Raw genomic sequence first — 24,986 nt, forward strand, 5'->3', positions numbered from 1 at the left:
TCCTCACGCCGTGAGGAGATCCCGGAGCGTCAGCACGATGACTTCCGTCGCCGCCTTGAGATCCGAGAGCTGGACGTGCTCGTCGGCCGCGTGCGCGTTGGCCTCCAGGATGGAGCGCGGCCCGGCGCCATAGAGAACCGTCGGAACGCCGGCAGCCGAGTAATGACGTGCGTCGGTGTAGAGCGGGACGCCGGTCGGCTCGACGTCGACGCCGAGCACCTCCCTGGCATGGGTCGAGATGGCCGAAACCAGCCGATCGGCACCGGGCAGTTCGCGCAGCGGCTCGGCCAGCAGGATGCGTCTGCACTCCACCTCAAGACCATCGACCTTGGGCGTTGCCGCCTCGATCAGCGCCACCAGCTTCTTCTCCACCTCGGTACCAACCTCCTCCGGGATGAGGCGGCGGTCGAGACGTAGCGCGACGCGGTCGGGCACGACATTGGTGTTGATGCCGCCGGAGATCAGGCCGACGGTGAGCTTGGGCGAGCCGATGCCCTTCTGCGCCGAAACGGTGCTGCCAAGGCGATGCCGCTCGTCGTAGAGCGCCTTCAGGATCGGAACGGCGTGCTCCAGGGCATCGACGCCGGTCTCCGGCATGGCGGCGTGCGCCTGCCTGCCACGCACGATAATCTCCATGTGCAGCACGCCGTTATGGGCGGTGGTGATGGCATAGGAGAACCCGGCGGAGATGGCGTAGTCGGGCTTCGACAGGCCCTGCTCGATCAGGAAGGCCGGGCCGACGAAGCCGCCGGCCTCCTCGTCGAAGGTCAGGTGCAGTTCCACCGTGCCGTCTAGGGGGAGCCCGGAGGCGATCAACGCCTTCAGTGCGAAGGCATAGGTGGCGAAGTCGGACTTCGACACGGCAGCCCCGCGGCCGTAGATCGCGCCGCCCTTTTCCTCGGCGCCATAGGGCTGCGTGGTCCAGCCGGAGCCCGGCGGAACCACGTCGCCATGGGCATTGAGGGCGATCACCGGACCCTTCCCTGCCCCGAAGACATGGCGAACGATCAGGTTGGTCACCGACCGCATGCCGTTCTGGCGGACGAAGGGTTCCGGCACCGGATGCCGCTCCACGCTGAAGCCGAGGGCCTCGAGCTGGTCGGCGGCCGTCTCGGCGATGGGCGCACAGTCGCCGGGCGGATTGTCGCTCGGCACTTTCACCAGCGCTTTCAGGAAGTCGACCTCGGCGGCAAAGGCGGCTTCGATGATGGCTTTCATGTCAGGTCCCCAGAAGATGCGGCATCGGCCGCCAGCCGCTCGACGGCCTTGATCAAGGCTTCCACGGCGAGGCCCATGTCGTCAATGGTGGCATGTTCGGCCGGGTTGTGGCTGATGCCGCCACGACAGCGCACGAACAACATGCCGACGTCGGTCAGATGATGCATGGCGTGGCCGTCGTGGCCGGCGCCCGAGGCGAGCCGCCGGTCGGCAAGACCGAGATCGCGCGCAGCACCGGCGAACGCCTCCTGCAGGCGCGGCGCGCAGGGCGTCGTCGGGCTCTCGTAGAATTTTTCCATGGCCACCGAAACGCCGCGACGACCGGCGATCGCCCGAAAGCGCGCATCGAGTTCGGCAATGGCGGCAAGACGCGGAGCGTCGGCGTCGGCGCGAATATCGAGCGTGAAGGTGACGTCGGCGGGAATGACGTTGACCGCGCCGGGCTTTGCCGCGAGACGGCCGACGGTGGCGACCATCTGATGGGCGCCACCGGCGCGAGCCACGTCCTCGATGGCCAGCATCATCTCGGCGCTCGCCGCCAGCGCATCTCGGCGCAAGGTCATGGGCACGGTGCCGGCATGGCCCGCCTCGCCCGTGACGGTGATGGAAAAGCGCGACTGGCCGGCAATGGAGGTGACGATGCCGAGCGGCAACCCTTCCGCCTCGAGCACCGGCCCCTGTTCGATATGCACCTCGAGATAGGCGAGCGCCTCGTCACGGGCATAGGCGGTCGATGCGGCGGCCTGGGGATCGCCCCCGAAAGCCTGCAGTGCGTCGCGCAGGGACACGCCGTCAGCGTCGCGGGCGTCGAGGTCGGACGGCACGAGGCAGCCGGCCACCGCCGAACTGGAGACAAGCGTGGTCGGGAAGCGGACGCCCTCCTCGTCACCAAAGGCCAGGAGGTCGATGCCGAACGGCAGGTCGATGCTGCGGGACCGGAGTTCCTCGGCAGCCAGGATGCCGGCGACCACGCCGAGCATGCCGTCGTATCGGCCAGCATCCACCACCGTATCGATGTGTGAGCCGATCAGCAGACGTCGGTTGCCTGCCCTCCCCGCCGCCGTCGGCTTCAGACGGCCGCGCACGGTGCCGAGCGCATCGAAGCCGACGTCGAGACCGGCCTCGCGCATCCATTCGGCCACACGGTCAGCCGCCGCACGATGGGCCGGCGACAGATAGAGGCGGGTGAGATTGGCATCGCTGTCGGAAAAGGCGGCGAGTTCGGCAAGCATTGCCTCGGCGCGGGCGCCGATGTCCCCGGGTGTCCTCACGATACGACCCGGTCCTCGATGCGGAAACGGAAGATGCGGACGATCTCATCGAGCGCGCGCTCGAACTCCGCTTCGGGGCTGTTGCCGAGCCGTTCCTCGAAGGACGCGAGAATGTCGGCCTTTCTTGCCCCGCGCACCGCGAAAATGAAGGGAAAGCCGAAGCGCTCATGATAGGCCTTGTTGAGCGCCTCGAAGCGGGCGAACTCCTCCGGCGACAATGCATCGAGGCCGGCGCCGGCCTGCTCGCGACGGGAATCGTCGGCGATGGTCTTGGCCTTGGTGGCGAGGTCAGGATGGGCGCGGATCAGCGCCAGCTTGGCGGCGCGGCCAGCGGAGCGCAGCACCTGCTCGAAGGCGGCGACGATGGCTTCGCGGTTGTGAAAGGGACGCATTTCCTCGGCGGCCTCGGCCACCCAGGGAGAATCTTCGGCCACGTCGCCGAAGGTGGCCATGAAGGCCTTGGCACCCAGGCTGTTCACGTCCTGGACGGTCGTCGGAAGGGTCATCGCGGTCCCCGTTCGGGCATACAAATCATTAACCGCAACGAGGTTGGCAAAATCACAGAGGTTCCGCAATAGGCCTCCGAATAGGCCTTACGGGTAGACGAATGTCGTGGATCGAGGTGCGCCCATCAATGCGGGCAAGATGCAGCAGCCGATCCTCTCCGAACGATCGGCTGGAGACGATGCGGAAGGCTTTGGCATCGGTGAGTTCGGTCAGCGGCAGGTCGGGCACCTCGCCGCCGGTTGCCTCTTCCGAAACGATCACCGTCGCCTCATCGACCATGCCGGCCTCGAGCAGCGACCGCGCCAGGCGAGCCCCGCCCTCGGCCAGTACCGAGCCGATACCGAGCCCGCCCATCTGGAACAGGACATCGGCGAGGTCGAGCCGGCCGGACGCGTCGCGCTCGGCGGTCAGCACCAGAACGCCACGCTGGAACAGCGCCTTCACCCGCTCTTCCGGCGCATCCGGCGCCACGAAAATCCAGGTCGGTGAGGTGCGGGCGAGCGCCACGACATTGGCGTTGATAGGCGTTCGCGCCTCGGCGTCGACGATCACCCGCACCGGTGAGCGGGGCTCGCAGCCCGGCAGGCGGGCGGTGAGACGAGGATCGTCGGCAACGATGGTGCCGCTGCCGACCATGACGGCGTCATGCATGAGGCGGAGGCCGAAACCGTGGGCGCGGGCAGCGGCGGAGGCGACCGGCCGGGTGCCCTCGCCCGTCCGCTCGACGCAGCCGTCGGCACTCAGCATCAGGCGGAGGTGGACGTGCGGCCGGTCAAGACGCGAGCGGGCGATATGGCCGGCATGCAGGAGCGCCGCCTCGCCGGCGCGGACGCCACTGGTCACCCTGATGCCATTGCGCTCCAGAATGGCGAGGCTGCGGCCGGAATAGCGCGGATCGGGATCTTCGATGCCGACAACGACATGGGCGACGCCGGCGTTGACCAGCGCCGTGACGCAGGACGGCGCCGGCCCACCATTGAGGCAAGGCTCCAAGGTCACGTAGAGCGTCGCACCCCGCGCCCGGCTTCCGGCGGCAGCCAGTACCAACGCCTCGGCATGCGGCCGCCCGCCGGGCGCCGACACGGCCCGGGCGATCACCTCGAAACCGTCCGCCCCCTTTCGCACCAGTATGGCGCCCACTGAGGGATGAGGCCGGGCGACGCCGGCATTGCGCCAGCCAAGGGCGATGGCGGCGGCCATGAAGCGGCGGTCGAGTTCGGTCGGTTGGCCCCGGGCCACCGTCATCGCCGCCTCACTCGCTGTCGGCGTTGAGCTCGCCCAGCACGCTCTCGAAGTCCTTGGCCTCGCGGAAATCGCGATAGACGGAGGCAAAACGCACATAGGCGACGTCGTCGAGGGTCTTGAGCCCCTCCATGACCAGCCGGCCGATCAACCCGGCCTCGATCTCGCTCTCGCCCATGCTTTCAAGCTGGCGGACGATGCCGTTGACCATGCGCTCGACCCGCTCGCTTTCCACCGGCCGCTTGCGGAGCGCGATCTGCACCGACCGCATCAGCTTGTCCCGGTCGAAGGGGACCCGCCGGCCGGAGCGCTTGATGACGGTGAGCTCACGGAGCTGCACGCGCTCGAAGGTAGTGAAGCGCCCACCGCAGGCGATGCAGACGCGGCGACGGCGGATGGCGGTACCATCTTCGGTGGGGCGGCTGTCCTTCACCTGGCTGTCTTCATTGCCGCAATAAGGACACCGCATGGGGCTCACTCTCCGTCGAATCTGATAAAGCGGCACTATACCGATCAGGGGTGGGCGATGCCACAGAGCCGAAGGACACGGGCGCCGGAGATCGAGACCGACCGGCTGATTCTCCGAGGACACAGGCGCGACGATTTCCCGGCGCTCGCCGCCATGTGGGCCGACCCGGAGGTGACCCGCTTCATCTCGGGCCGGCCCGCGACCGAGCACGAAAGCTGGATGCGCTATCTGCGCTATGCCGGGCACTGGATTGTCATGGGTTACGGCTTCTGGGCGGCAACGCGCAAGGATACCGGAGCCTTCATCGGCGAAATCGGCTTCTCCGATTTCAAGCGGCCGATCGACCTACCGGTCAGAGGTCTGCCGGAGGCCGGCTGGGCCTTCGTGCGGTCCGCCCATGGCCAAGGCTTTGCCGGCGAAGCGCTCGCCGCCTGCCTTGCCTGGGCCGACAAAGTGGCGCGCTTTCCGCTCACCACCTGCATCATCGAGCCGCAGAACGCGCCGTCGATCCGGCTGGCCGAACGGGTCGGCTATGCCCGAGCCGCCATCATCGCCGGCACCGAGGGCACGCCGGTAGGCCTTTACGAACGCGCCCGGATCAAAAACAAGTAGCCCCGGAATCGGTGGATTCCGGGGCGCGTGTCTCAAACGGTCAGGCGCGATCAGCCGAACAGCTTGGTCGTGATCTTGGCAACGTGGGCGCCCTGGTAACGGGCAGCTTCCAGCTCGATCTCGGACGGCTGACGCGAGCCGTCACCGTCGGTGATGGTGGACGCGCCGTAGGGCGAGCCGCCCTTGACCGCCTCGACACCCATCTGGCCCTGGAAGGCATAGGGAAGGCCGACATAAGCCATGCCGTGATGCAGGAAGGTGGGGATCAGGCCGAGAATGGTCGATTCCTGGCCGCCATGCTGGGTGGCCGAGGCGGTGAAGGCCGAGGCGACCTTGCCGACAAGCTTGCCCTGCGCCCAGAGCGCGCCCGTCTGGTCGAGGAAGTTGCGCATCTGCGAGGCGACGGTGCCGTAACGGGTGCCGGCGCCAACGATGATGGCGTCGTAGTTGGCAAGCTCATCCGGCGTGGCGACCGGGGCCGCCTGGTCCATCTTGTAGTAGGACGCCTTGGCAACATCGGCGGGCACCAGCTCCGGCACGCGCTTCACATCAACGGTGGCGCCGGTCGAACGGGCGCCCTCGGCGACGGCGTTCGCCATCGTCTCGATGTGTCCGTAAGCAGAATAGTAGAGCACAAGAACCTTGGCCATATTACGCAGTCCTCAATGAAAGCCGGCTCGGCCGGCGAAAGCGGTGCCTTGAACTTAACCCTCCGAACGGTTACGCAAAGTCACGTAATGGGCGACACATTTTCCACGCTGGGTGAACGATCCACCCCTTTCTCCGGTTCATTTGCGCGTCCACATTGATCGAAACCGTTGCCGCGGCGTCGCGGCGTGCGCCTTTCCTGCTCTCATTCAGGGATTCGACCATGGAATTCGGCATCGACAGCTTCGTTTCGACCACCTGGACTCCGGCCAGCAAGACCGGCGATGCCGAGCGCATGGCACGGCTTCTGGAAGAGATCGAGACGGCGGAAGCTGCGGGGCTCGACGTCTTTGCCATCGGCGAGCATCACCGCGAGGAGTATCTCGCCTCGGCGCCTGCGGTGATCCTGGCCGCTGCGGCAGCCCGGACGAAGGCGATCCGCCTCGCCAGCGCCGTGACGGTGCTGAGTTCCGATGACCCGGTGCGGGTGTTCCAGCAGTTTGCCACCCTGGACCTGATCTCAAACGGTCGCGCTGAGATCATCGTCGGGCGCGGCTCGTTCATCGAGTCCTACCCGCTGTTCGGCTACGATCTCCGGAACTACGACGAACTGTTCAGCGAAAAGCTCGACCTGCTGCTGACCATCCGCGACAACGTCAACGTGACCTGGTCGGGCGAGCACCGGGCGGCGCTGACCGGACAGGGCGTCTATCCCCGACCGGTGCAGAAGCAGCTACCGATTCGCATCGGCGTCGGCGGCACGCCGGCCTCCTTCGCCCGCGCGGGATGGCTGGGCCTGCCGCTGGTGGTTGCGATCATCGGCGGCGAGCCGCATCGGTTCCGGCCGCTGATCGACCTCTATCGCAAGGCGGGCGCCGAAGCCGGCCATCCGCCCGAAAAGCTGAGCGTCGGCGTTCATGCGGTCGGCTTTCTTGCCGACAGCGCCGAGGAAGCCGCCGACATCTACTGGCCCGGTTACGAGCGCACTTTCTCGAAGATCGGTCGCGAGCGCGGCTGGGGGCCGACGACGCGCGCGCAATATGACGCCCTGCGCGGCCCGACGGGCGCTCTCATGATCGGCGGTCCGAACGAGATCATCGCCAAGGTCCGTCATGTCAACGAGTCGCTCGGCGGTGTGGATCGCCTCACCCTGCTGCTGCAAGGCCAGGAGCTTCCACACGCTGCGGCGCTGCACTCCATCGAGTTGCTCGGCAACAAGGTGAAGCCGGCGGTCAACGGCGGAACGGCCTGACCTGACCTCGCATCGCATCCATCTTAATGTGACTGACCGATCTGCGCGATCGTTCAGTTTTGAATGATGCTTTGCGAAAACGGGCAGTATGAATCGTTTTTTGTGCGCCTATATGGTTCTCCGGAAAACACCGGAGGCGACCATGCAAGACATCCTGACCTTCATCATCACGCGCGAAGGTCTGCGTCGGCCCAAGCCGATGCGGCCTTCCGTGGCCGACCAGCAGTTCTATGACACGGCGGCGCCCTTCGCCGTCACGCTGCACGCCGCCCGTCAGCGTCTCGCCCGTTGGCGGCACCGCCAGCCCCGACGCGAGATGGCCGGCGACTGAACACGGCATCGAGTCCGCCCGGCGCGGCTTGCATGTCGATCGACGGGCGGAACCAAGGCCGGCGGGACCAAACCGCCGGCCTTTTCATACGATGTTCTTCTCTCTCACCTGCCGCCCGTCGCGGATGCGAACCGGTGAGAGCTCCGACAGATCGAGGCTACGGTAGCCGCCGTAGACCACAAGTTCGGAGAGGCCACGACCGACGGCCGGCGCCTGCTGCAAGCCGTGGCCCGAAAAGCCGTTGGCAAGCAGGAAGTTCGGCAACTCCGGCATGGCGCCGAGCAGCACGTTGTCGTCGTGGGCGCACATGTCGTAATAGCCGGCCCAGGCTGCGCCCGGCTTGATGCGCTCGAAGGCGGGAACGCGCGTGGCGATCGTCGGCCAGATGTGGTCCTCGAACAGGGTCCAGTCGACGTCGAAGTCGTCCTCCACCTCCGGATCATCCTCACCGGAGGGCGCCCAGCCGCAGATGAAGCCGTCGCTATCGCCGCGCACATAGGTGCCGTTGGGGTCGATCAAAAGCGGGCAACGCTCGATGCGGTCCTCTGCCTTGAAGGTGAAGATCATCCGCTTCTTCACCTCGATGGGAATGTCGATACCGGCCGTGGCGGTGAGTTTGCGACCGTCAGCGCCGGACGCGTTGATCACCGTGCCGGCGGAGATCATCTCGCCATCTTCAAGGCGAACGCCAGTCGCCTTGCCGCCTTCGACTTCGATGGAGGCTGCGCGAGCGGGACGGTAGTCGACACCGAGCGATCGCGCCTTGCGGCGAAAGGCCTGCATCATGCCATAACCATCGAACCATCCCTCGCCGCTGCGCCCATAGCAGCCAGCCGAAAGATCCTCGACGCTGAGCCAGGGAAACGTGGCCGCGAGGGCGTCCGGTTCGAGGAAGGCGATGTCGGCTCCAAGCTCGACCTGAAGCCTGTGGTTCTCGACCAGCGTTTCCCTCCCGGCCTCGGTGGCGAGAAAGAGATAACCGTCCTCGTGGAAGCCGATGTCGGGCCTGTCGCCGTCGACTTCAAGAAGATCACCGATATTCCGAATGAATTCAATCCCGTGTAGGGAGATCTTGATGTTCACTGCCGTCGAAAACTGCTGACGGATGGAAGCGGCGGAAAGGGCGGACGCGCATTTGCGGTAAGATGGATCCTTTTCAAGCACCAACACCTTGCCGGAGAAGTCTGGGTTGACGGCAAGATGATAGGCGGCCGACGACCCCGTCACGGCGCCGCCGACGATCACGACATCATAGTGAGCCATTTGAGAACCTGATTGCCTGCGGGGGCGGAGCCGCCCGGTGAGGCCATCAGAAATTCTGCTTATCGCCCTGTCAAGCGGGCGATCGCCCAACGCTCCGGCATGTCATGCACAAACATTGCGCCGGTGCCTTGATAGAAGGCTTCGCGACACCCGTTCGAAAAAGGCTCCCGGACGACGAACGCCCAGGAGCTTCCTAGATCAGGTCTTGAAACCCCCATCAGTCGGCGGCCTTCTCGACATAGCGCGGGAAGATGCCGACAGGCGCCGGCAGCGCGACGCCGCCGACGAGAGCTTTGCCCTCGCCCAAGCTGTCGAAGGCGCGGCGATCGGCCGGCACCGCCAGGAGGTCGAGCAGCTTTTCCATCGACGAGGGCATGACCGGCTGGATCAGGATGGCAACGTTCCTGAGCAGCTCCGCCGTCACCCACATGATCGTGGCAAAGCGCGCCTCATCGGTCTTGCGAACCGTCCACGGCGCCTCGGCGTCGAAATAGCGGTTGGCCTCACCGAGCACACCCCAGATGGCATTGAGCATCTGGTGGATCTGCTGCCTCTCCATCGCCTCGCGGCAGACCGGCAGCAACTCGTAGACACTCTTGAGGATCGTCTGGTCAGCCTCAGTGAGCGCCCCCGGCACCGGCAGAACGCCGCCGAGATTCTTGGCGATCATCGACAATGACCGCTGAGCCAGGTTGCCGAGGTTGTTGGCGAGATCGGCGTTCATGCGGCCGACGATCGCCTCGTGGCTGTAGTTGCCGTCCTGGCCGAAGGACACCTCGCGCATGAAGAAGTAGCGCACCGGGTCGAGGCCGTAGGCGTCGATCATCTCCTTGGGACCGACGACATTGCCGAGCGACTTCGACATCTTCTCGCCGCGGTTCAGCATGAAGCCGTGAGCGAAGACGCGCTTGGGCAGCGGCACGCCGGCGCTCATCAGGAAGGCCGGCCAGTAGACAGTGTGGAAGCGGACGATGTCCTTGCCGATGATGTGCAGCGCCGGCCAGTATTTCCGGAACATCTCGCTGTCCACGTCGGGGTAGCCGACCGCCGTGATGTAGTTGGTGAGTGCGTCGACCCAGACATACATGACGTGCTTGTCGTTGCCCGGCACCGGGATGCCCCAGTCGAAGGTGGTGCGCGAGATGGACAGGTCCTTGAGACCGCCCTTGACGAAGCTCATCACCTCGTTGCGGCGCTCGTCAGGGCCGATGAAGTCGGGCTGCTCCTCATAGAGCTTCAGGAGCTTGTCTTCATAGGCGCTGAGACGGAAGAAGTAGCTTTCCTCCTCCACCCATTCGACGGGGGTGCCCTGCGGGCCGAAGCGGATACCGTCGTCGGAGACAACAGTCTCTTCCTCGCCGTAATAAGCTTCGTCGCGCACCGAGTACCAGCCGGCGTATTTGTTGAGGTAGATGTCGCCATTGGCCTCCATCGCCTTCCAGATCGCCTGGCAGGCAATGCGGTGACGCTCCTCGCTGGTGCGGATGAAGTCGTCATTGGAGAGGTTCAGGAGCGTTGCCATCTCCTGGAAGCGGGCCGAATTGCGGTCGGCGAGCTCGCGGGCGGTAATGCCCTCCTTGCGCGCCGTCTGCAGCATCTTGATGCCGTGTTCGTCGGTGCCCGTCAGGAAGCGGACGTCATGGCCGTCGAGCCGCATGAACCGCGCCATCACGTCGGTCGCCATCGCCTCGTAGGCATGGCCGATATGAGGAGCCCCGTTGGGGTAGCTGATCGCGGTCGTAATGTAGAACGTCGGTTTCATGAGTTCGCTTCAGGGTTTCGATGGTGCCGGACGGAAGGTCACAGGGCGCTTCCGAAAGGAAGGCCGGCGGCACATCCTGTGAATAGCTACTTAGCTACGCATCCCGCAAGGCTTTGCATCACCGAAATCACCGCCTGCCGCCGATCGAGGTTGATACCATCGGTCTCCGCGACGATGCGATTGACCGTCTCCCAGGCAGCGGCATAACCGTTGAGGCGATCAACGCCGCCCCTCAACGTCAGACGCATGTGCTCGGACAACCAGCCGCGGGCCAGGTCGGCGCAGAGGTCGAAGCTATCGGCTCCCTTTCGGCCGGCGACCGCATCGGCGAAGCGGTAGAGGCGCGGTCGGTCGAGACGCGGAAAGCCGTCGGCCAGCGAGCGGAACTGCCTATAAACCTCGAGGCCGTCGTTCTCGATGCACTCGATCGCCCGGCGCACTGACCCTTCGGCCAGCGCCGCCAGCGCCGGCTTGTCGCCCTCGGCAACCGAAAGGCCGAGCGAGGTCAGCGCCGCATCGAGATCGTCGGGGGTCAACGGATCGAGGGAGAGACGGCGGCAGCGCGAGCGGATGGTCGGCAGCAGTCGGCCGGGCGCGTGCGACAGCACCAGGAACAGCGACCGCTTCGGCGGCTCCTCCAGCATCTTGAGCAGCGCGTTGGCCGCCGAGACGTTCATGTCGTCGGCGGCGTCGACGATGGCGATGCGGTAGCCGTCGACGCCGGCGGCATTGCCGAAGAAGGTTACCGTCTTGCGGACCTCGTCGACGGTGAGCTGCGTCTTGACCTTCTTCGCCTTGTCGTCCCAGGGGCGGCGAAGATGCAGGAGGTTGGGATGGGCGCCTGTCGCCACCATGGCCGCGACGCGGTCGTTGGCGGGCAGCAGGCCGGCGGCCGGCGGTGGCGCCTTCAGGGGATCGGGGTGGCTCAGCGCGAAGCGCGCGAAGCGAAAGGCCAGCGTCGCCTTGCCGATACCCTTGGGTCCCGTCAGCAGGATGGCATGATGCAGGCGACCGCCGGCAAAGCCTTCGTGCAACTCGGCGGCAGCGACGGAGTGACCGATCAGTTCGGTCTGCTCGCGCGGCAGCGGCAAGCCTTCCAGCCAGTCGGCCTCGGTGGCGCGATCGTCCTCAATCGCCACGGGCGCCCTCCCCGAACGGCCCGAAGCGATCCAAGACCAAGTTCAGAATTTCGGCGGACACCACATCCTTCTCGCGGCTACCATCAATGACGACGCAGCGATCGGGGAAACGATCGGCGAGCGCAAGGAAGCCACGCCGCCGCTCCTCATGCACGGCGACGGCATCGCTCTCGAAGCGGTCGGCGCCCTCCGAACGATGGCCGACGCGGGCGAGCCCGACGGAGACAGGCACGTCGATCACGATCGTCAGATCGGGAATGGTGAAACCGATGGCCGCATCAACAAGCTCATCGACGACATCGGCGGGCAATCCGCCGGCCGTGCCCTGGTAGACGCGGCTCGAGTCGGCAAAGCGGTCGCAGATCACGAAGGCGCCCCGGTCGAGCGCCGGTTCGATCAGTTCGGCGACGTGGTCGATGCGGGCGGCGGCAAAGAGATAGGCCTCCCCCAGCACGCCGAGCGGCTTGGCCCGGCCGGACAGGAGAAGGCCGCGAATGGTCTCGGCCGCCGGCGAACCTCCGGGTTCGCGGGTCAGCACCACGTCAAGGCCGCGCGCCTGCAAAGCCGCCGCCAGCCGCTTCGACTGTGTCGACTTACCGGTGCCCTCGCCGCCCTCGAAGGTGATGAACCTACCCCTGGTGCCGGCCACGCAACGCTCCCAAGTTCACGATATCCTCGATCGATATAGACCCGATCGTTCTGTACCACCAGCCGGCGAACATCTCGGCAAAGCCGTCGAGGGCACGGTCGCGGATTTCGCCGCGCTCGATGTCGACGGCGGCTTCGAGCGGCACCGACTGATAGAGGCGGTCGCCGACGCGCACCTCGAGGCGGGCAAGGACCGCGCCACGCGTCACCGGCGCCGGCACCGGACCATCGTAGACAACGGCAAGGCGGAACTGGGAGCGGTCGCCAGTCGGCAGTGTCAGATTCACCGGCGCCCCACCAGCCGAGACGACGGCCACGTCGGGCATTTTGCCGCCGAATACCTTCACCCGGCCGATCTCGGCACCCGGTGGATAGATCTCGAACCGCCCGTATTCGGAGAAGGCGCCATCGATCAGCGCCTTGAGATCCTTGTCACGGTCGGCAAGCGAGGCGTAGCCGCTCGCCGCCAAGGTGACGCGACGATCGCCTCGGCCGGCCGTCAACAGGGCACCGAAACCGGCTGCCTCATCGAAGGCGAGTACCATGCCGTCAACGCCGGCAAGTTCCTTGATGAAACGCGTCTTGTTGGTCTGGTTGATCTTGTTCCAGAGGAACTCCGGCTGGCTGTAGAGCGCATAGCGGTCCGGATAGGCGGTCCTGATATGGCCGGCCAGCCGCAGCATGTCGGCCAGGGTGGTTTTCGCCTCGGGGTCGGCAAAGCCGGTCGGGTTGGCGAACCGGCTGCCCCTGAGGCCGACGCGCACGGCATAGGCGTTCATGCGCTCCGTGAAAGCGGCTTCCGAGCCGGCAAGACCTTCGGCCAGCGCGATGGCAGCGTCGTTGGCGTAATCAACGACCAGGCCGCGCAACAGATCGCCCACCGGCACGAAGGACTTCACCGCCGCGAACATGGTGGTGACGCGTGCCGGAGCGCCGCCGGTTCGCCAGGCATGTTCACTGACGGGATAAAGGGTGGTCTCGGTCACTTCGCCGGTCTTCAGCGCCTCGAAAACTACCGCGGCGGTGACGAGCTTGGCGAAATTGGCCGGCGCGAAGGGCTTATCCTCATCCTTGGCAATCAGCAGCGATCCGGTGGTCTCATCGTGAAGAGCGACGCGCGGCGCAACGCTTTCAAGCGCAACGGCGGGGCCGGACAGCAAGGCGGCGACCAGAAGGAGCGGCAGAACGAACCCACGCATGACGACGAAACCGGACCTCCCGCTTCCGGCCTCGACAGGCCGGACAATCCCCTCGCCGCGCGGCAAGCCGATCAGCGCAGGAGACGGGCTCCGTCGATGCCCGCCGCCTCGGCAGCGGCGATCGCCTGATCCGGAGCCACGGTCAAGGCCGTGAGGCGCATCAGCTTCATGTCGCGCCCGCCAACGGAAATGTCGGTGACGACCGGCGTTCCGTAAGCCGACAGCGCGGCGCTCACCTTGGCGACATTGTCGAGATTGCCGAACACGCCCAGCTGGACGACCGGCCCGGACGACACCTTGGCGGCGGCAGGCCTCGGATTGGACCCGGACATTCCCTCAAGCTTGTCCACCAGCTCCGACAGGCCGGTGCCGGCTTCGATGCCATCGACGGCCTGATAGGCCTGCGACACGCGGTCGGCGGCATAGCCCGATGCGTTGGGCGGCAGCGGCGGCAAGATGACGTCGCCGAACATGACGGTCGGCTGGTAGGTGTTGGCGCCGGGGTCGGTGAAGCTCATGCGCGGCTGCGGCAGCGGCGTGGCAGGCGCCGATGCGGTCGGCATGGCCGCGGACACGGCGGGCGCCAGCGAGGCGATCTGCGACTGCGCCACATAGTCAGCCGGATCGGCGGAGGCGATGGTGACGTAGTCGAAGGTCTCGACCGGACGGGGCAGCGGCACCACGTCGATCGCCGGCGCCGGGACACCGGCGACATCGGCCGGCGCAGCGGCAGCCATCACGGCGGGAGCGGCAGCCGGTGCCGCCTTCGGCGTTTCGGACCCGTCGAAGACGTTCATCATCGTCTTCACGCCCGGCAACGACTCGACGGCAGCGAGCATGACATTCGGCTTGTCGGCCTGCGGCTGCTCAAACGACGGACCACGATAGGACGCAAGAAGGAAGGCGCTGTCGTCGCCCTCGGTCGGCGCGGGGCCGACATACTCGACGCGAATCTTGGCGACACCGGCGCGCTTGACGCCGAGCATGTCGGCGGCGCGTTGCGACATGTCGAGCACGCGGTTGGAATGGAAGGGGCCGCGGTCATTGACGCGGACGATCACCGAGCGGCCGGTGGCGAGGCTGGTCAGCCGCGCATAGGACGGCAGCGGCATGGTGGGATGGGCGGCGGAAATCGAGGCGCTGTCGAAGACTTCGCCGTTGGCCGTGCGACGGCCATGGAAATCGGTTCCGTACCAACTGGCGAGACCGACGACCTTGTAGTCGGGGTCGACCCTCGGGACATAGGTTTTGCCAGCGATCCGGTAGGGCTTGCCGACCATGGCGCGGCCGCCACCCTTGGGAACAGCCTCCCCCATGGCCACGACGCGCGGGCTGGGCGCGACGCCATATTTGGGGTCAATCTTCGCCTTGGCGGATTTGAGAGGGCCTTGTTCGGTTGTTCCGCAGCCCGCCACGCCGATCGCCAGGACAAGTGATGTAGACATCACCGTCAGAAGCTTTTTCGTCGTCGAGCGCGTGCCGTTTCGCCCTGCAGTCATTCCGTACGCCTTGCCGTTCGAGCACTCATTATCATCGCGACCCCAGACGGCTGGCAGCCTTCCGGAGTCTTCCAAGACGGAGCGCCGCACTCTGGGTGCGTCAGCTCACTTTAGAACACCATCCCTAAGCTCTTGTTAAAGATGAGACGGCGGCTCGATGATGAATCCCCTGATCAATCCCTAGCGCCCGGCTTCGCAAAGGAAACCGGCAGCGTGCAATTTGTACATTCGTTCGGCAGGCCCGTAAAGGCAGCAAAGGATGTAGGCCATCGATTTCCTACACACAAAATGTAGTGTTTTCTCTCTGCAGACAGGGCGACTCGTCACAATCCTCGCGGGCCAAAACTGTTCGATTTCGGGAATCCCAGCGGCGGCAGCCGACCGGCGGTGGCGCGGTCGCCGATCCAGTCGGCGAGATCGGCCATCGTCCGTTGGAACACCCGGCCCGACGCGTCGGTCCAGACGAGGCCGCTTTCGGCCGCAAACACCCTGACGTCCGACACGCCGCCATCCTTGAACTTCTGGAGACGCACGCCCTTGCCACGCCCCATCTCCGCCACCTGAACAAGCGGGAAGATCAGGAACTTGCGGTTCTCGCCGATGATGGCGACATGGTCGCCTTCGACAGGAACCATCAGCTTGGCCTTCTGGCCGGCCGACACGTTCAGCACCTGCTTGCCCTTGCGGGTGGTTGCAACAAGGTCCGCTTCTGCGGTGACGAAGCCATAGCCGTCGGACGATACCACCAGGAGCTTGCGCTCCGGCTTGTGCACGAAGACGTCGACCACGTCGGCGCCGTCCTCCATGTCGACCATCAGGCGGATCGGCTCGCCCGCCGAGCGGCCACCCGGCAGCTTGTCGGCGCCGAGGGTGAAGGCCTTGCCGTTGTCGGCGAAGACGATCAGCTTGTCGGTGGTCTCCGCCTTGAAGAACAGTTTGAGCGCGTCGCCGGCCTTGAACTGCAGGCCGGACACGTCGGAGATGTGGCCCTTCAGCGTGCGAATCCAACCCTTTTCGGACACGACGACGGTGATCGGCTCGCGCTCGATCAGCGCTTCCATCACGTCGTCAACATCATGAGCGGGGCCGTCGCCGAAGGTCGTGCGGCGCTTGCCGATCTTGCTGTCGGCACCGAACTCCTTCTTCACCTCGCCGATCTGCCAGCGCACCGTCTTCCACTGCTTCTTCTCGGAGCCGAGCAAGTCCTCGATCTCGGCCTTTTCCTTGGACAGCTCGGCGTGCTCCTTGCGGATTTCCATTTCCTCGAGCTTGCGCAGGTTGCGGAGGCGCATGTTGAGCACGGCATCGGCCTGCGTTTCGGTCAGGCCGAAAGCGCGGATCAGTTCCGCCTTGGGCTCGTCCTCCTCGCGGATGATGCGGATCACCTCGTCGAGGTTGAGGTAGGCGATGATGAAGCCTTCGAGCAGCTCCAGGCGGGCGTTGATCTGGTCGAGCCGATGCTGTGATCGGCGGATCAGCACCTCGCGCCGATGGGCGAGCCACTCGATCAGCACCTGCCGCACGCCAAGCACGTTGGGCACCTGGCCGCGCGACAGCACGTTCATGTTCATCGGGAAGCGGCTCTCGAGTTCCGACAGGCGGAACAACGCTTCCATCATCAGCTTGTCGTCGACATTGCGCGATTTGGGCACGATGACGACGCGGACGTCAGTGGTCGACTCGTCGCGGACATCCTCGACGAGCGGCACCTTGCGATCGGTGATCAACTCGGCGATCTTCTCGATCAGCTTGGCCTTCTGCACCTGATAGGGAATCTCGGTGATCACTACCTGCCACATGCCGCGATCGAGATCCTCGCGGTGCCAGCGGGCGCGCACGCGGAAGCCGCCACGACCGGTGCGGTAGGTTTCGAGAATGCTCTCGGCGCTTTCGACGATGATGCCGCCGGTCGGGAAGTCTGGTCCTCGGATCGGCCCCTGATCGCGATCAACAAGGCCTTCTACCGGTGTGTCCGGCGCGTCGATCAGCTTGATAGCGGCGTCGCAGATCTCGGCGACATTATGGGTCGGGATATTGGTCGCCATGCCCACGGCGATGCCGGCCGACCCATTGGCGAGGAGGTTCGGGAAGGCGCCAGGCAGAACCACTGGTTCCTTGTCGGCCTGATCGTAGGTCTCGCGAAAATCGACCGCGTCCTCGTCGAGCCCGTCCAGCAACAGGCGAGCCACCTCGGTCATGCGCGCTTCGGTATAGCGCTGGGCGGCAGCGCTGTCGCCATCGATGTTGCCGAAGTTGCCTTGGCCGTCGACCAGCGGATAGCGCTGGGAGAAGTCCTGGGCGAGACGCACCATCGCCTCGTAGACCGCGCCGTCGCCATGCGGGTGATACTTGCCGATGACGTCGCCAACCACGCGGGCGCACTTCTTGAAGGCGTTACCGGGGTCGAGGCGGAGAAGGCGCATGGCGTAGAGAATGCGCCGGTGCACAGGCTTCAGACCGTCGCGCACGTCGGGCAGCGCCCGGTGCATGATGGTCGACAAAGCGTAGGCGAGATAGCGCTCCTCGAGCGCCTCTCGCAGATTGATCGGCTCGATGCCGTCCGAGGGAATCAGTTCCTTGCCCATGGCACGATGGGTAGAATCACCCCCGACCAAGTGCAACAGAATGGCAAGCGTTATCGGCCGTTGTACACGTTTTGTCCACGACTAGTGATCAATCGGCCACGAGCGGCGCCGTCTTCGCCTCAAGCACCTTCACCGCGTCGGCCGGCTTCAGATGCACCTGAAGGCCACGCTGGCCGCCATTCATGTAGACGGTGTCATGGGCAAGAGCCGCTTCCTCGAAGGCGGTTGGCACACGTTTCTTCTGGCCGAAGGGCGAGATGCCGCCGACATGGTAGCCGGTGACCCGCTCGGCATCGGCCGGCTTCATCATCTGCGCCGATTTGCCTCCGAAAGCCGCCGCCAGCTTCTTCATGCTGACCTCGTGATCGGACGGCACGACAACGCAGACCGCCTTGCCATCCACCTCGGCCATCAGCGTTTTGAGGACCCGGAACGGCTCGGCGCCGATCGCCTCGGCCGCCTGCATGCCGATGCGGTCGGCGTCGGGGTCGTAATCATAGGTCACCGTCTCGTAGGCGACGCGCGCCTTGTCGAGAAACTGGGTGGCGCGGGTGGTGCGAGACATCGAAAAAGCCTTGTTCAGCAAATGGGGTCAGGCGGAGAGCCCGGACAGAAAATCTGTGAGCCGGCGATTGACGGCCACGGCCGCCTCGACATGTGGCAGGTGGCCGATATCGGGCAGGACGAAGCGCTCGCCACCCACAGCGGTGAGCCGCTCCTCATCGAGCGGATTGACGGCATCGCCGGCGCCCCAGACAACGAGGCGCGGCAGACCAGCGTCGGCGACTTTTCGGAAGGCTGCGTCCGCCTCGGCTGAGATCGCCGTCATTTCCGAGGCAATGCGCGATAGCGCGGCGCGACGGCCCGGTTTTTCGAGTTCGTCGAGCATGTAGAGCGCCAGGCGCCGGTTGGCGAGGCTCTTCCTGACGAACAGACGCTGGAGCAGATGCTCGGTCGCCTCGACGTCGGTGAGCGTCGGCAAGGTCTCGACGAAGACGCGCGGTACCGGCCGGCCGAGGCCCGAGGCCGCGAGAGCGGTCAGGGACCGGATACGATCGGGATGGCGGGCTGCGAAGACGCCCGAGACCGCGCCGCCCAGGGAATGGCCGACCATGTCGACCCGGCCGACGCCGACGGCATCGAGCGCCCAGCAAATGGCATCGGCGAAGGCTGCGGCCGATGGCACTCCACCCTCCACCCAGGGCGAGGCCCCATGGCCCGGCAGGTCGAGCGACCAGACGTCGGCGACCGCCGACAGGGCCGGCTGGTTGGCCGTGAAGGTGCGCCGGTCGGCGCCGAAGCCGTGAACGAGCAGAAGAGGCGCGCCGTTGCCACCCGAATGATGGAGACGAACCTCGAAGGCGGCGGGAGACAGGGTGGACAATCGCAACTCCGAACGGATGCGCGGACAACGCAGATTGGCCGCTTGTCGCTTGAAGGGCAAGGGTAAAGCAGTCCGACCTAGTCACTTTCACTTATACTTGACTCATTTATTCAAGTTATGCTCCCTATCGGCGAGTTTCATCGCCGGAAGCCCATCATGACCGCGTCCCACCTTCCGCCCGAAAGCTGGCCTGCCCAGGATGTCGAGGATCTCCTGGTTCTCGTGCGTTTCCTCGGCGAGGACAAACACCGGAGAGCCGGTGGCGCTCCCGCCTCGCAACGGGCGGATGCCCTCGCCTGCCGCCGACTGACCGAGCGATGCGCGCTGGTGCCCCGCCCGCGTGCGCCCGGCGGCTACATGGCGAGCCTCATTGGGTTCTCGCGTCTCTATCGGTTTGTCCATGCGCCGGTCGGCGTTGCACCGGGCATGCCGGTCGACCGCGAGGTAGAGGTGCGGCGCGCCGTGCTGGAGGCGCTCGATCCGCCCGATCGCCAGGAGGTGGAGGCGCGCATGTGTGCCGAACTGGTCGAGATGCGTGCCGGCATCTTCCGCTGCGCCCATGCCGACCTCTGCGCCGGGCGCGGCTGCCCCTTCGAGCTGGAAGTCTCGGCCGAGGCGGTCGACCGCGCGCTCTGCACTCTGCTGCCCAAGGGGAACTGACATGCTGGGCAAGCCCGTCTTTTCCCTGCCGGGACCAGTCGAGGCCGCGACTTCGCTGTCCTCTTTCTCGCCCGACCGGCCGCCGCTCCGCCCAGTTCGTCACGAACGGCCAAAGATCTGGGATCTGCCGAAGAGCTGTCATTGCGTGACCCTCGGCACCTGCCTGACCTTGGCGGAACTGCGCAAGACGGCGAAGCGGCTCGGCCTCTTCCACGGCATCGAACAGATGACCGACTATGAGCTGCACGGAGCTTTCGTGCATGCCATGTCGACCCGCAACCGAGCCTCCAACGCCGTCCAGAAACTGCTCGACGCCAACCACGCCGGCGCGGTGCGCAAGGCATCGCGCTGCCATTCGGAAGAGGAGCTTTCGGCGTTCTGGGATCGCGAGGTAGCGGAGGGCCAGATTGCCGGCGCCTTTTGGGCGGTGATGAGCCACGTCCATCTCGGCGGCGCGCTGGAAGTGCGCGTCTTTGGCGAGGTGCACATGATGTCGCATCTCTGCGGCGCCTCGCATCGGGGCGACGCCCGCGCCCGTTCGCTGGCCGAACAGCAATGCGCCGCCCTGGTCCGTCGGCTGGAACAGGCCAGCGCCGGCCATTTGGAAGCGCTGGCCAGTCGCGACCGGGAGATCGAACGCCTGACCCGTCTGGTGTCTGGTATAGAGCCCTTCGTGCGGGAGGCGGCGACGCTACGCGCCCGCGTCGCCGAACTGGAGGGCGGGGAGCAAACGGCACGCCTTGCCGACAAAGCGGATGACCTTGCCCGCCGGCTCGATCTCGCCCTTCGCCGTAACGACCGACTCGCCGCCGAGGTTGACGCGCTGACTGGCCGGCTTGCCGCCGCGGAGGCGCGAGCCGAGGATCTGTCCGACCGGCTGGCCGAGGCTTCGCCCTGCACTGTCGGCGCCTGCGCCGAAGACTGCCCGTTCAACCTCGAGGGACGATGCATCGCCTATATCGGGGGGCGACCGCGCACCGTGTCGCGCATGCGCGACCTCGTCGAACGCTGCCGGGGTTCCCTGATCCACCATGACGGCGGCGCCGAGCAGTCGGCCGAGACGCTGGACGGCGTGCTCGTTCGTGCCGACGTGGTGATGTTCCCGGTCGACTGCGTCAGCCATACCGCCGTCGAGAAGCTGAAGACGATCTGTGGCCGCATGAACAAGACCTATCTGCCGCTGTCCTCGGCAAGCTACTCGTCCTTCGCCAGCGAGCTCGCGAGGGTGTAGGGGGACGAACGGCCTATCCTTCCCTGCCCAGCGCCTGTTACCCTCGCCGGCGGCGGGCATTGGACGCCCGGAACAGGAGAGCGCCTTGCAGCGGGTGACCATCACACTGGATGACGACCTCGTCGAGGAAATCGATGCCTTCATCGCCCGGCGCGGCTATCAGAACCGCTCCGAGGCGATCCGCGATCTGGCGCGTACCGGTCTTGGGGAACTGGCGATAACCGACGATCCCGAGCGTGACTGCGTCGCCGCCGTGGTCTACACCTTCGACCACGAGAAGCGCGAACTGGCGCGGCGGCTCGCGGCGGTGCATCACCACCACCACGACCTCTCGCTGGCCACGACCCACGTCCACCTCGACGAGGCCAACTGCCTGGAAGTCACGCTCTTGAGGGGGCGGGCGGGCGAGATCAGCCATTTTGCCGAGCATCTCACCGCCGAGCGGGGCGTCCGCTATGGCCGGGTCGTGGTCGTGCCGATCGAGGGAAAAGTCGAGCGCCCGGCGGAACACGGCCACACGCACGACACATCGGACTGAACCGGACGCAGGCCAAGACCACCTTAGCCTTTTACCGTATTGCGCCAGTATGATGATTTTGTATTTTTCTCATACCAACGCAACACGGAAAGATCAATGCGCACCTTGGCTGCCGTCGCGACGCTGATCGCCCTCACCTCGCCCGCCTTTGCCCATTTCCAGGAAATCCTGCCGTCCGAGGACGTGTTGCCCGACGGTGGCAAGGTCACCGTCGACCTCGTCTTTACCCATCCGATGGAACGCGGCCCGACCATGGATATGGCCAAGCCGGTTCGAGTCGGCGTCGTCACGGAAAAAGGCGTCGAAGACCTCTCGAGCTCGCTCAACGAGGCTCCGATCGACGGCAAGCAGGCCTGGCGCTTGGAGCGCGCCATCGCCGAGCCGGGCGCCCAGGTGCTGTTCGTCGAACCCAAGCCCTATTGGGAGCCGGCCGAGAACAAGTACATCGTCCACTATGCCAAGGTGGTGGTGGACGGCTACGCCTCCGGCGAGGGCTGGGATCGCCTCGTCGGCCTGCCGGTAGAAATCGCGCCGCTCGTCCGACCGACCGGCCTTTGGACCGGCAACCTGTTCCGCGGTCTCGTGCTCAAGGACGGCCAGCCGGTGCCCGGCGCCGAAATCGAGGTGGAATGGGTCAACGATGGTTCGGTGACGCCGCCCAACGAGGCCTTCATCACCCAGGTGATCAAGGCCGACGACATGGGCGTCTTTTCCTATGCGATGCCCAGGGCGGGATGGTGGGGCTTCGCCGCCCTGATCGATGGCCCGGAGGCTCAGTCGCCGGACGGCACACCGGCCGCCACCGAGCTCGGCGCGCTGATATGGGTGAAGACGACCGACATGGGCAGCTCGAAGTGACGACGGAAACGGAGGCCTGACATGGCGCATATTCCCGACGGCGTCCTGTCTTTGCCGGTTCTCGCCGCAGCCACGTTGGCCGGTGCCGGAGGCCTCGCGCTGGGCGTTCGCCAACTGGGTGATCGCGACATTCCACGGACGGCGCTGCTCGCCGCCGTGTTCTTCATCGCCTCGTCGCTTGCCGTCCCGCTTGGCCCGACGTCCGTTCATCTGTTGCTCGGCGGGTTGATCGGGCTCATGCTCGGCTGGAAGGCGTTTCCGGCAATCTTTGTCGGTCTGCTGCTGCAGGCATTGTTGTTCGGCTTCGGTGGACTGACGGTGCTCGGCGTAGACCTCCTCAACATGGCGCTGCCGGGCGTGCTTCTCGCCATGGCGGTTCGTCCGTTCGTCCGCGCCGGGCGTCCGGCACAAGCCGCGGCGCTCGCAGGTGGCGCCGGTGCGTTGTCGGTGCTCATCACGGCCGGGTTGGTTGGCCTGGAAATCGCTTTGTCGGAACCGTCCTTCGCCCCCGCCATCGGCGTGATGGCCCTCGCCTACCTGCCGCTCGCCGGCATCGAAGCCTTGGTCACCGCTTTCGTGACGCTCTATCTTCTCAAGGTGAAACCGGAGATGATCGGGGCGTCCGCCTTCATCGGAAGCTCTCCGTGATCCGCCGCCTCGCCTCCATTCTGGCCGCCCTCGCCTTTCTCGTCCTGCCGGCCGAGGCGCATCGTCTCAAGCTGTTCGCGCAGGTGACCGGCGGCACTATCGCCGGCTATGCCTTCTACATCGGCGGCGGACGTCCCGAAGGCGCCGACATTCTCGTGGCAACACCGGACGGCAATGAGATCGGCCGCCTCAAGACCGGGACGGATGGCGGCTTCAGCTTCACGCCGCCGCAGCCTGGCCGCTACCGCCTGACCCTTGCGGCAGGAGACGGCCATTTTGCCAACCTCGACATATCGACGGATGGGGCGCCGGCCGTTGCCTCCCCCACCCGCGCCGCCCCTTCGGCATCTGCCCTACCGGGCGATTTTGACGCCCGCATCGCCCAAGCGGTCGACGCGGCGGTGGCGCGGCAGATCCGGCCGCTGCTCGAGGCCTATGACGCCGCCGAAGGGCGCGTTCGCTTCAACGATCTTGTCGGCGGCCTCGGCTGGATCGCAGGCCTTGCCGGCCTCTGGGCCTGGTTCCGCTCACGCCGGAGCGGCCATGGCAACTGACGTGACCTATGCCGAAGCGCCCGTCTCCCCCCTCGACAGGCTCGATACGCGCACCCGTATCGTCGTCGCCGTGGCTCTGGTTCTGGCGCTGGTCAGTCTCCGGTCCTGGATGCTTCTCGGAACGGCAATCCTCCTTGGTCTGGCCCTTACGATGCTGGCCGGTGTCTCGCCCCGGCAGACGGTCCGCCGACTGCTGCATGTCGAAGGTTTCCTGCTGATCCTGTTCGTTGCGCTACCTCTCCTGACGTCGCTTCCACCCTTCATTGAGGTCGGGCCGCTCAGCCTGTCCGTGCCCGGTCTTGAGCGGGCGGTGACGCTGGTCCTGCGCATCAGCGCGGCGGCGCTCGTCGTGCTGCCTCTCGTTTCCGGCCTGACGCCCATCCGTCTGGGCCATGCCCTTGGCCGGTTCGGCCTGCCAGCACGCCTCGTCCAGGTTTTTCTATTCTCGATCCGTTACATCGAACTCCTGCGCGCCGAGGCGCGGCGCCTCCACGACGCCATGCGCCTCAGGGGTTTCAGGCCCGCCACCAACCTTCACACCTTGAAAAGCTACGGTCACTTCATCGGTCAGTTGCTGGTCCGCGCCGTTGAGCGGGCCGAGCGGGTCGACGAGGCGATGCGCTGCCGGGGCTTCGCAGGACGATTTCCGCTTGTTACGCTCGAACGGCTCGGGCTTGTTGACTTCGTCGCGGCCGCGTTGACCGCCCTCCTGGTCAGCACTGCCCTCCTCATGGACCGCCTCTGATGAGCGCGCTTCTCGATCTCTCCGGGGTAAGTGTCCGACGCAGCGGCCGACTGGTGCTCGACCGGGTCGATCTCCGGCTCGACAGCGGCGAACGACTGGCACTGGCGGGCGCCAACGGGGCCGGCAAGACCACGCTGCTGCGGGCCATCGTCGGGCTGGAAGCGGTTGAAACTGGTAAGATATTGGCCTTCGACCGTCCTCGGCGCGACGATGGCGATTTTCGCGATCTGCGCCAGAGGGTCGGCTTCCTGTTCCAGGACTCCGATGACCAGTTGTTCGCGCCCACGGTGATCGAGGATGTAGCCTTCGGTCCGCTCAACCTCGGCTTCACCCCGGCCCAGGCGGTCGAACGGGCGAAAGCGGTGTTGGCCGACCTCGATCTCCTATCGCTCGAGCGACGCGTCACCCATCATCTATCCGGCGGCGAGAAGCGGCTGGTGGCCTTGGCCGGCGTGCTGGCCATGGACCCGGACGTGCTGCTGCTCGACGAACCGACCAACGCGCTCGACGAAGCGCATCTTGCCCGTCTCACCGCCATTCTCGCCGAACTGCCTGTCACGATGATCCTCGTGTCGCACGACGCGCATTTCCTGGCGACGCTGTCGACGCGGGCCGTGTTGCTCGAAGACGGCCGCCTGAAGCCCGCGGTGGCGCATCGCCACCAGCACCGGCACGACCACGTGCATTTTCATCCGGTCGATGAGAACTAGACAGCCCGTTGAG

The 24,986-nt window shown here is 65.9% G+C and carries 26 protein-coding genes; 11 read left to right on the forward strand and 15 right to left on the reverse strand.

Annotation, left to right across the window (positions count from 1 at the left end; translation table 11 throughout):
• Positions 1-3 precede the first annotated feature (3 nt).
• From CXZ10_RS06630 to nrdR, 5 genes are read right to left on the reverse strand one after another with little or no spacing between them, the layout of a single operon-like run.
• The gene (locus CXZ10_RS06630) at positions 4-1,218 is read right to left on the reverse strand and encodes an ArgE/DapE family deacylase (RefSeq protein ID WP_101288271.1); all 1,215 of its coding nucleotides are present in this window, start codon (positions 1,216-1,218) and stop codon (positions 4-6) included.
• Positions 1,215-2,489: an allantoate amidohydrolase gene (locus tag CXZ10_RS06635; protein WP_244617294.1), complete on the reverse strand. Its 1,275-nt coding sequence runs from the start codon at positions 2,487-2,489 to the stop codon at positions 1,215-1,217. Before CXZ10_RS06635 ends, CXZ10_RS06630 begins: the two co-directional genes overlap by 4 nt.
• A complete protein-coding gene (gene uraD / locus CXZ10_RS06640; RefSeq protein WP_101288273.1) occupies positions 2,486-2,995 on the reverse strand; it encodes a 2-oxo-4-hydroxy-4-carboxy-5-ureidoimidazoline decarboxylase in 510 nt (169 codons plus the stop codon). Before uraD ends, CXZ10_RS06635 begins: the two co-directional genes overlap by 4 nt.
• Before the next feature lie 52 nt (positions 2,996-3,047).
• Entirely contained in the window at positions 3,048-4,241 is a 1,194-nt protein-coding gene (ribD, locus tag CXZ10_RS06645; protein WP_180335884.1) for a bifunctional diaminohydroxyphosphoribosylaminopyrimidine deaminase/5-amino-6-(5-phosphoribosylamino)uracil reductase RibD, read from the reverse strand.
• 7 nt (positions 4,242-4,248) lie between these two features.
• Entirely contained in the window at positions 4,249-4,707 is a 459-nt protein-coding gene (nrdR, locus tag CXZ10_RS06650) for a transcriptional regulator NrdR (protein WP_101288275.1), read from the reverse strand.
• A 57-nt stretch (positions 4,708-4,764) separates the two neighbouring features.
• Here nrdR and CXZ10_RS06655 point away from each other — a divergent pair, with 57 nt between their 5' ends.
• On the forward strand, positions 4,765-5,319 hold the full coding sequence (locus CXZ10_RS06655; RefSeq protein ID WP_101288276.1) for a GNAT family N-acetyltransferase: 555 nt from the start codon (positions 4,765-4,767) through the stop codon (positions 5,317-5,319).
• Between the two features lie 50 nt (positions 5,320-5,369).
• Here the strand turns inward: CXZ10_RS06655 and wrbA are convergent, their stop codons facing one another.
• Complete coding sequence (wrbA, locus tag CXZ10_RS06660) at positions 5,370-5,969, reverse strand: NAD(P)H:quinone oxidoreductase type IV (RefSeq protein WP_101288277.1); 600 nt, start codon at positions 5,967-5,969, stop codon at positions 5,370-5,372.
• A gap of 221 nt (positions 5,970-6,190) precedes the next feature.
• Here wrbA and CXZ10_RS06665 point away from each other — a divergent pair, with 221 nt between their 5' ends.
• The gene (locus CXZ10_RS06665; RefSeq protein WP_101288278.1) at positions 6,191-7,219 is read left to right on the forward strand and encodes an Atu2307/SP_0267 family LLM class monooxygenase; all 1,029 of its coding nucleotides are present in this window, start codon (positions 6,191-6,193) and stop codon (positions 7,217-7,219) included.
• Positions 7,220-7,361: 142 nt separating this feature from the next.
• Positions 7,362-7,550: a hypothetical protein gene (locus CXZ10_RS06670; protein WP_101288279.1), complete on the forward strand. Its 189-nt coding sequence runs from the start codon at positions 7,362-7,364 to the stop codon at positions 7,548-7,550.
• A gap of 84 nt (positions 7,551-7,634) precedes the next feature.
• Here the strand turns inward: CXZ10_RS06670 and CXZ10_RS06675 are convergent, their stop codons facing one another.
• The 9 genes from CXZ10_RS06675 to CXZ10_RS06715 form a co-directional block, all read right to left on the reverse strand.
• On the reverse strand, positions 7,635-8,813 hold the full coding sequence (locus CXZ10_RS06675) for an NAD(P)/FAD-dependent oxidoreductase (RefSeq protein WP_101288280.1): 1,179 nt from the start codon (positions 8,811-8,813) through the stop codon (positions 7,635-7,637).
• A 217-nt stretch (positions 8,814-9,030) separates the two neighbouring features.
• Entirely contained in the window at positions 9,031-10,575 is a 1,545-nt protein-coding gene (gene metG, locus CXZ10_RS06680) for a methionine--tRNA ligase (protein ID WP_101288281.1), read from the reverse strand.
• 86 nt (positions 10,576-10,661) lie between these two features.
• On the reverse strand, positions 10,662-11,714 hold the full coding sequence (locus CXZ10_RS06685) for a DNA polymerase III subunit delta' (protein ID WP_101288282.1): 1,053 nt from the start codon (positions 11,712-11,714) through the stop codon (positions 10,662-10,664).
• The gene (gene tmk / locus CXZ10_RS06690; protein WP_101288283.1) at positions 11,704-12,363 is read right to left on the reverse strand and encodes a dTMP kinase; all 660 of its coding nucleotides are present in this window, start codon (positions 12,361-12,363) and stop codon (positions 11,704-11,706) included. Before tmk ends, CXZ10_RS06685 begins: the two co-directional genes overlap by 11 nt.
• Entirely contained in the window at positions 12,344-13,561 is a 1,218-nt protein-coding gene (locus CXZ10_RS06695) for a D-alanyl-D-alanine carboxypeptidase family protein (RefSeq protein WP_101288284.1), read from the reverse strand. Before CXZ10_RS06695 ends, tmk begins: the two co-directional genes overlap by 20 nt.
• Before the next feature lie 71 nt (positions 13,562-13,632).
• Positions 13,633-15,006: a septal ring lytic transglycosylase RlpA family protein gene (locus CXZ10_RS06700; RefSeq protein ID WP_210199852.1), complete on the reverse strand. Its 1,374-nt coding sequence runs from the start codon at positions 15,004-15,006 to the stop codon at positions 13,633-13,635.
• 377 nt (positions 15,007-15,383) lie between these two features.
• Complete coding sequence (gene parC / locus CXZ10_RS06705) at positions 15,384-17,645, reverse strand: DNA topoisomerase IV subunit A (RefSeq protein WP_101288286.1); 2,262 nt, start codon at positions 17,643-17,645, stop codon at positions 15,384-15,386.
• A gap of 88 nt (positions 17,646-17,733) precedes the next feature.
• Complete coding sequence (gene ybaK / locus CXZ10_RS06710; RefSeq protein ID WP_101288395.1) at positions 17,734-18,210, reverse strand: Cys-tRNA(Pro) deacylase; 477 nt, start codon at positions 18,208-18,210, stop codon at positions 17,734-17,736.
• 27 nt (positions 18,211-18,237) lie between these two features.
• The gene (locus CXZ10_RS06715; RefSeq protein ID WP_180335885.1) at positions 18,238-19,029 is read right to left on the reverse strand and encodes an alpha/beta fold hydrolase; all 792 of its coding nucleotides are present in this window, start codon (positions 19,027-19,029) and stop codon (positions 18,238-18,240) included.
• A 156-nt stretch (positions 19,030-19,185) separates the two neighbouring features.
• Here CXZ10_RS06715 and CXZ10_RS06720 point away from each other — a divergent pair, with 156 nt between their 5' ends.
• The 8 genes from CXZ10_RS06720 to CXZ10_RS06755 all read left to right on the forward strand — a co-directional run bounded on the left by CXZ10_RS06720 (position 19,186) and on the right by CXZ10_RS06755 (position 24,973).
• Entirely contained in the window at positions 19,186-19,689 is a 504-nt protein-coding gene (locus CXZ10_RS06720) for a hypothetical protein (protein WP_101288288.1), read from the forward strand.
• A 1-nt stretch (position 19,690) separates the two neighbouring features.
• Complete coding sequence (locus CXZ10_RS06725) at positions 19,691-20,920, forward strand: DUF2325 domain-containing protein (protein WP_180335886.1); 1,230 nt, start codon at positions 19,691-19,693, stop codon at positions 20,918-20,920.
• Positions 20,921-21,005: 85 nt separating this feature from the next.
• Positions 21,006-21,458 carry a nickel-responsive transcriptional regulator NikR gene (gene nikR / locus CXZ10_RS06730; RefSeq protein WP_101288290.1) on the forward strand — a complete coding sequence of 151 codons (453 nt, stop codon included), beginning with the start codon at positions 21,006-21,008 and terminating at the stop codon, positions 21,456-21,458.
• 96 nt (positions 21,459-21,554) lie between these two features.
• Entirely contained in the window at positions 21,555-22,316 is a 762-nt protein-coding gene (locus tag CXZ10_RS06735; RefSeq protein WP_101288291.1) for a DUF4198 domain-containing protein, read from the forward strand.
• 21 nt (positions 22,317-22,337) lie between these two features.
• Positions 22,338-22,964, forward strand: a complete 627-nt coding sequence (gene cbiM / locus CXZ10_RS06740; protein WP_101288292.1) for a cobalt transporter CbiM — start codon at positions 22,338-22,340, stop codon at positions 22,962-22,964.
• Positions 22,961-23,518 carry a carboxypeptidase-like regulatory domain-containing protein gene (locus CXZ10_RS06745; protein WP_101288293.1) on the forward strand — a complete coding sequence of 186 codons (558 nt, stop codon included), beginning with the start codon at positions 22,961-22,963 and terminating at the stop codon, positions 23,516-23,518. The genes cbiM and CXZ10_RS06745 overlap by 4 nt, the downstream gene beginning before the upstream one ends.
• Entirely contained in the window at positions 23,508-24,263 is a 756-nt protein-coding gene (gene cbiQ, locus CXZ10_RS06750; protein WP_101288294.1) for a cobalt ECF transporter T component CbiQ, read from the forward strand. The genes CXZ10_RS06745 and cbiQ overlap by 11 nt, the downstream gene beginning before the upstream one ends.
• Positions 24,263-24,973 carry an energy-coupling factor ABC transporter ATP-binding protein gene (locus CXZ10_RS06755; protein WP_101288295.1) on the forward strand — a complete coding sequence of 237 codons (711 nt, stop codon included), beginning with the start codon at positions 24,263-24,265 and terminating at the stop codon, positions 24,971-24,973. Before cbiQ ends, CXZ10_RS06755 begins: the two co-directional genes overlap by 1 nt.
• The last annotated feature ends 13 nt before the right edge of the window (positions 24,974-24,986 follow it).

It is taken from the genome of Pleomorphomonas diazotrophica (assembly GCF_002844595.1).
GTDB lineage: Bacteria > Pseudomonadota > Alphaproteobacteria > Rhizobiales > Pleomorphomonadaceae > Pleomorphomonas > Pleomorphomonas diazotrophica.

Excerpts from the sequence above, each read along its gene's own strand:
- ribD (WP_180335884.1), bottom strand. The coding sequence starts at position 4,241 with ATGACGGTGGCCCGGGGCCAACCGACCGAACTCGACCGCCGCTTCATG.
- CXZ10_RS06670 (WP_101288279.1), top strand. The coding sequence starts at position 7,362 with ATGCAAGACATCCTGACCTTCATCATCACGCGCGAAGGTCTGCGTCGG.
- CXZ10_RS06720 (WP_101288288.1), top strand. The coding sequence starts at position 19,186 with ATGACCGCGTCCCACCTTCCGCCCGAAAGCTGGCCTGCCCAGGATGTC.
- parC (WP_101288286.1), bottom strand. The coding sequence starts at position 17,645 with ATGGGCAAGGAACTGATTCCCTCGGACGGCATCGAGCCGATCAATCTG.
- CXZ10_RS06755 (WP_101288295.1), top strand. The coding sequence starts at position 24,263 with ATGAGCGCGCTTCTCGATCTCTCCGGGGTAAGTGTCCGACGCAGCGGC.
- CXZ10_RS06695 (WP_101288284.1), bottom strand. The coding sequence starts at position 13,561 with ATGCGTGGGTTCGTTCTGCCGCTCCTTCTGGTCGCCGCCTTGCTGTCC.
- CXZ10_RS06725 (WP_180335886.1), top strand. The coding sequence starts at position 19,691 with ATGCTGGGCAAGCCCGTCTTTTCCCTGCCGGGACCAGTCGAGGCCGCG.
- CXZ10_RS06665 (WP_101288278.1), top strand. The coding sequence starts at position 6,191 with ATGGAATTCGGCATCGACAGCTTCGTTTCGACCACCTGGACTCCGGCC.
- cbiQ (WP_101288294.1), top strand. The coding sequence starts at position 23,508 with ATGGCAACTGACGTGACCTATGCCGAAGCGCCCGTCTCCCCCCTCGAC.
- CXZ10_RS06630 (WP_101288271.1), bottom strand. The coding sequence starts at position 1,218 with ATGAAAGCCATCATCGAAGCCGCCTTTGCCGCCGAGGTCGACTTCCTG.
- wrbA (WP_101288277.1), bottom strand. The coding sequence starts at position 5,969 with ATGGCCAAGGTTCTTGTGCTCTACTATTCTGCTTACGGACACATCGAG.
- metG (WP_101288281.1), bottom strand. The coding sequence starts at position 10,575 with ATGAAACCGACGTTCTACATTACGACCGCGATCAGCTACCCCAACGGG.
- ybaK (WP_101288395.1), bottom strand. The coding sequence starts at position 18,210 with ATGTCTCGCACCACCCGCGCCACCCAGTTTCTCGACAAGGCGCGCGTC.
- CXZ10_RS06655 (WP_101288276.1), top strand. The coding sequence starts at position 4,765 with ATGCCACAGAGCCGAAGGACACGGGCGCCGGAGATCGAGACCGACCGG.
- nrdR (WP_101288275.1), bottom strand. The coding sequence starts at position 4,707 with ATGCGGTGTCCTTATTGCGGCAATGAAGACAGCCAGGTGAAGGACAGC.
- CXZ10_RS06700 (WP_210199852.1), bottom strand. The coding sequence starts at position 15,006 with ATGTCTACATCACTTGTCCTGGCGATCGGCGTGGCGGGCTGCGGAACA.
- cbiM (WP_101288292.1), top strand. The coding sequence starts at position 22,338 with ATGGCGCATATTCCCGACGGCGTCCTGTCTTTGCCGGTTCTCGCCGCA.
- CXZ10_RS06675 (WP_101288280.1), bottom strand. The coding sequence starts at position 8,813 with ATGGCTCACTATGATGTCGTGATCGTCGGCGGCGCCGTGACGGGGTCG.
- uraD (WP_101288273.1), bottom strand. The coding sequence starts at position 2,995 with ATGACCCTTCCGACGACCGTCCAGGACGTGAACAGCCTGGGTGCCAAG.
- CXZ10_RS06735 (WP_101288291.1), top strand. The coding sequence starts at position 21,555 with ATGCGCACCTTGGCTGCCGTCGCGACGCTGATCGCCCTCACCTCGCCC.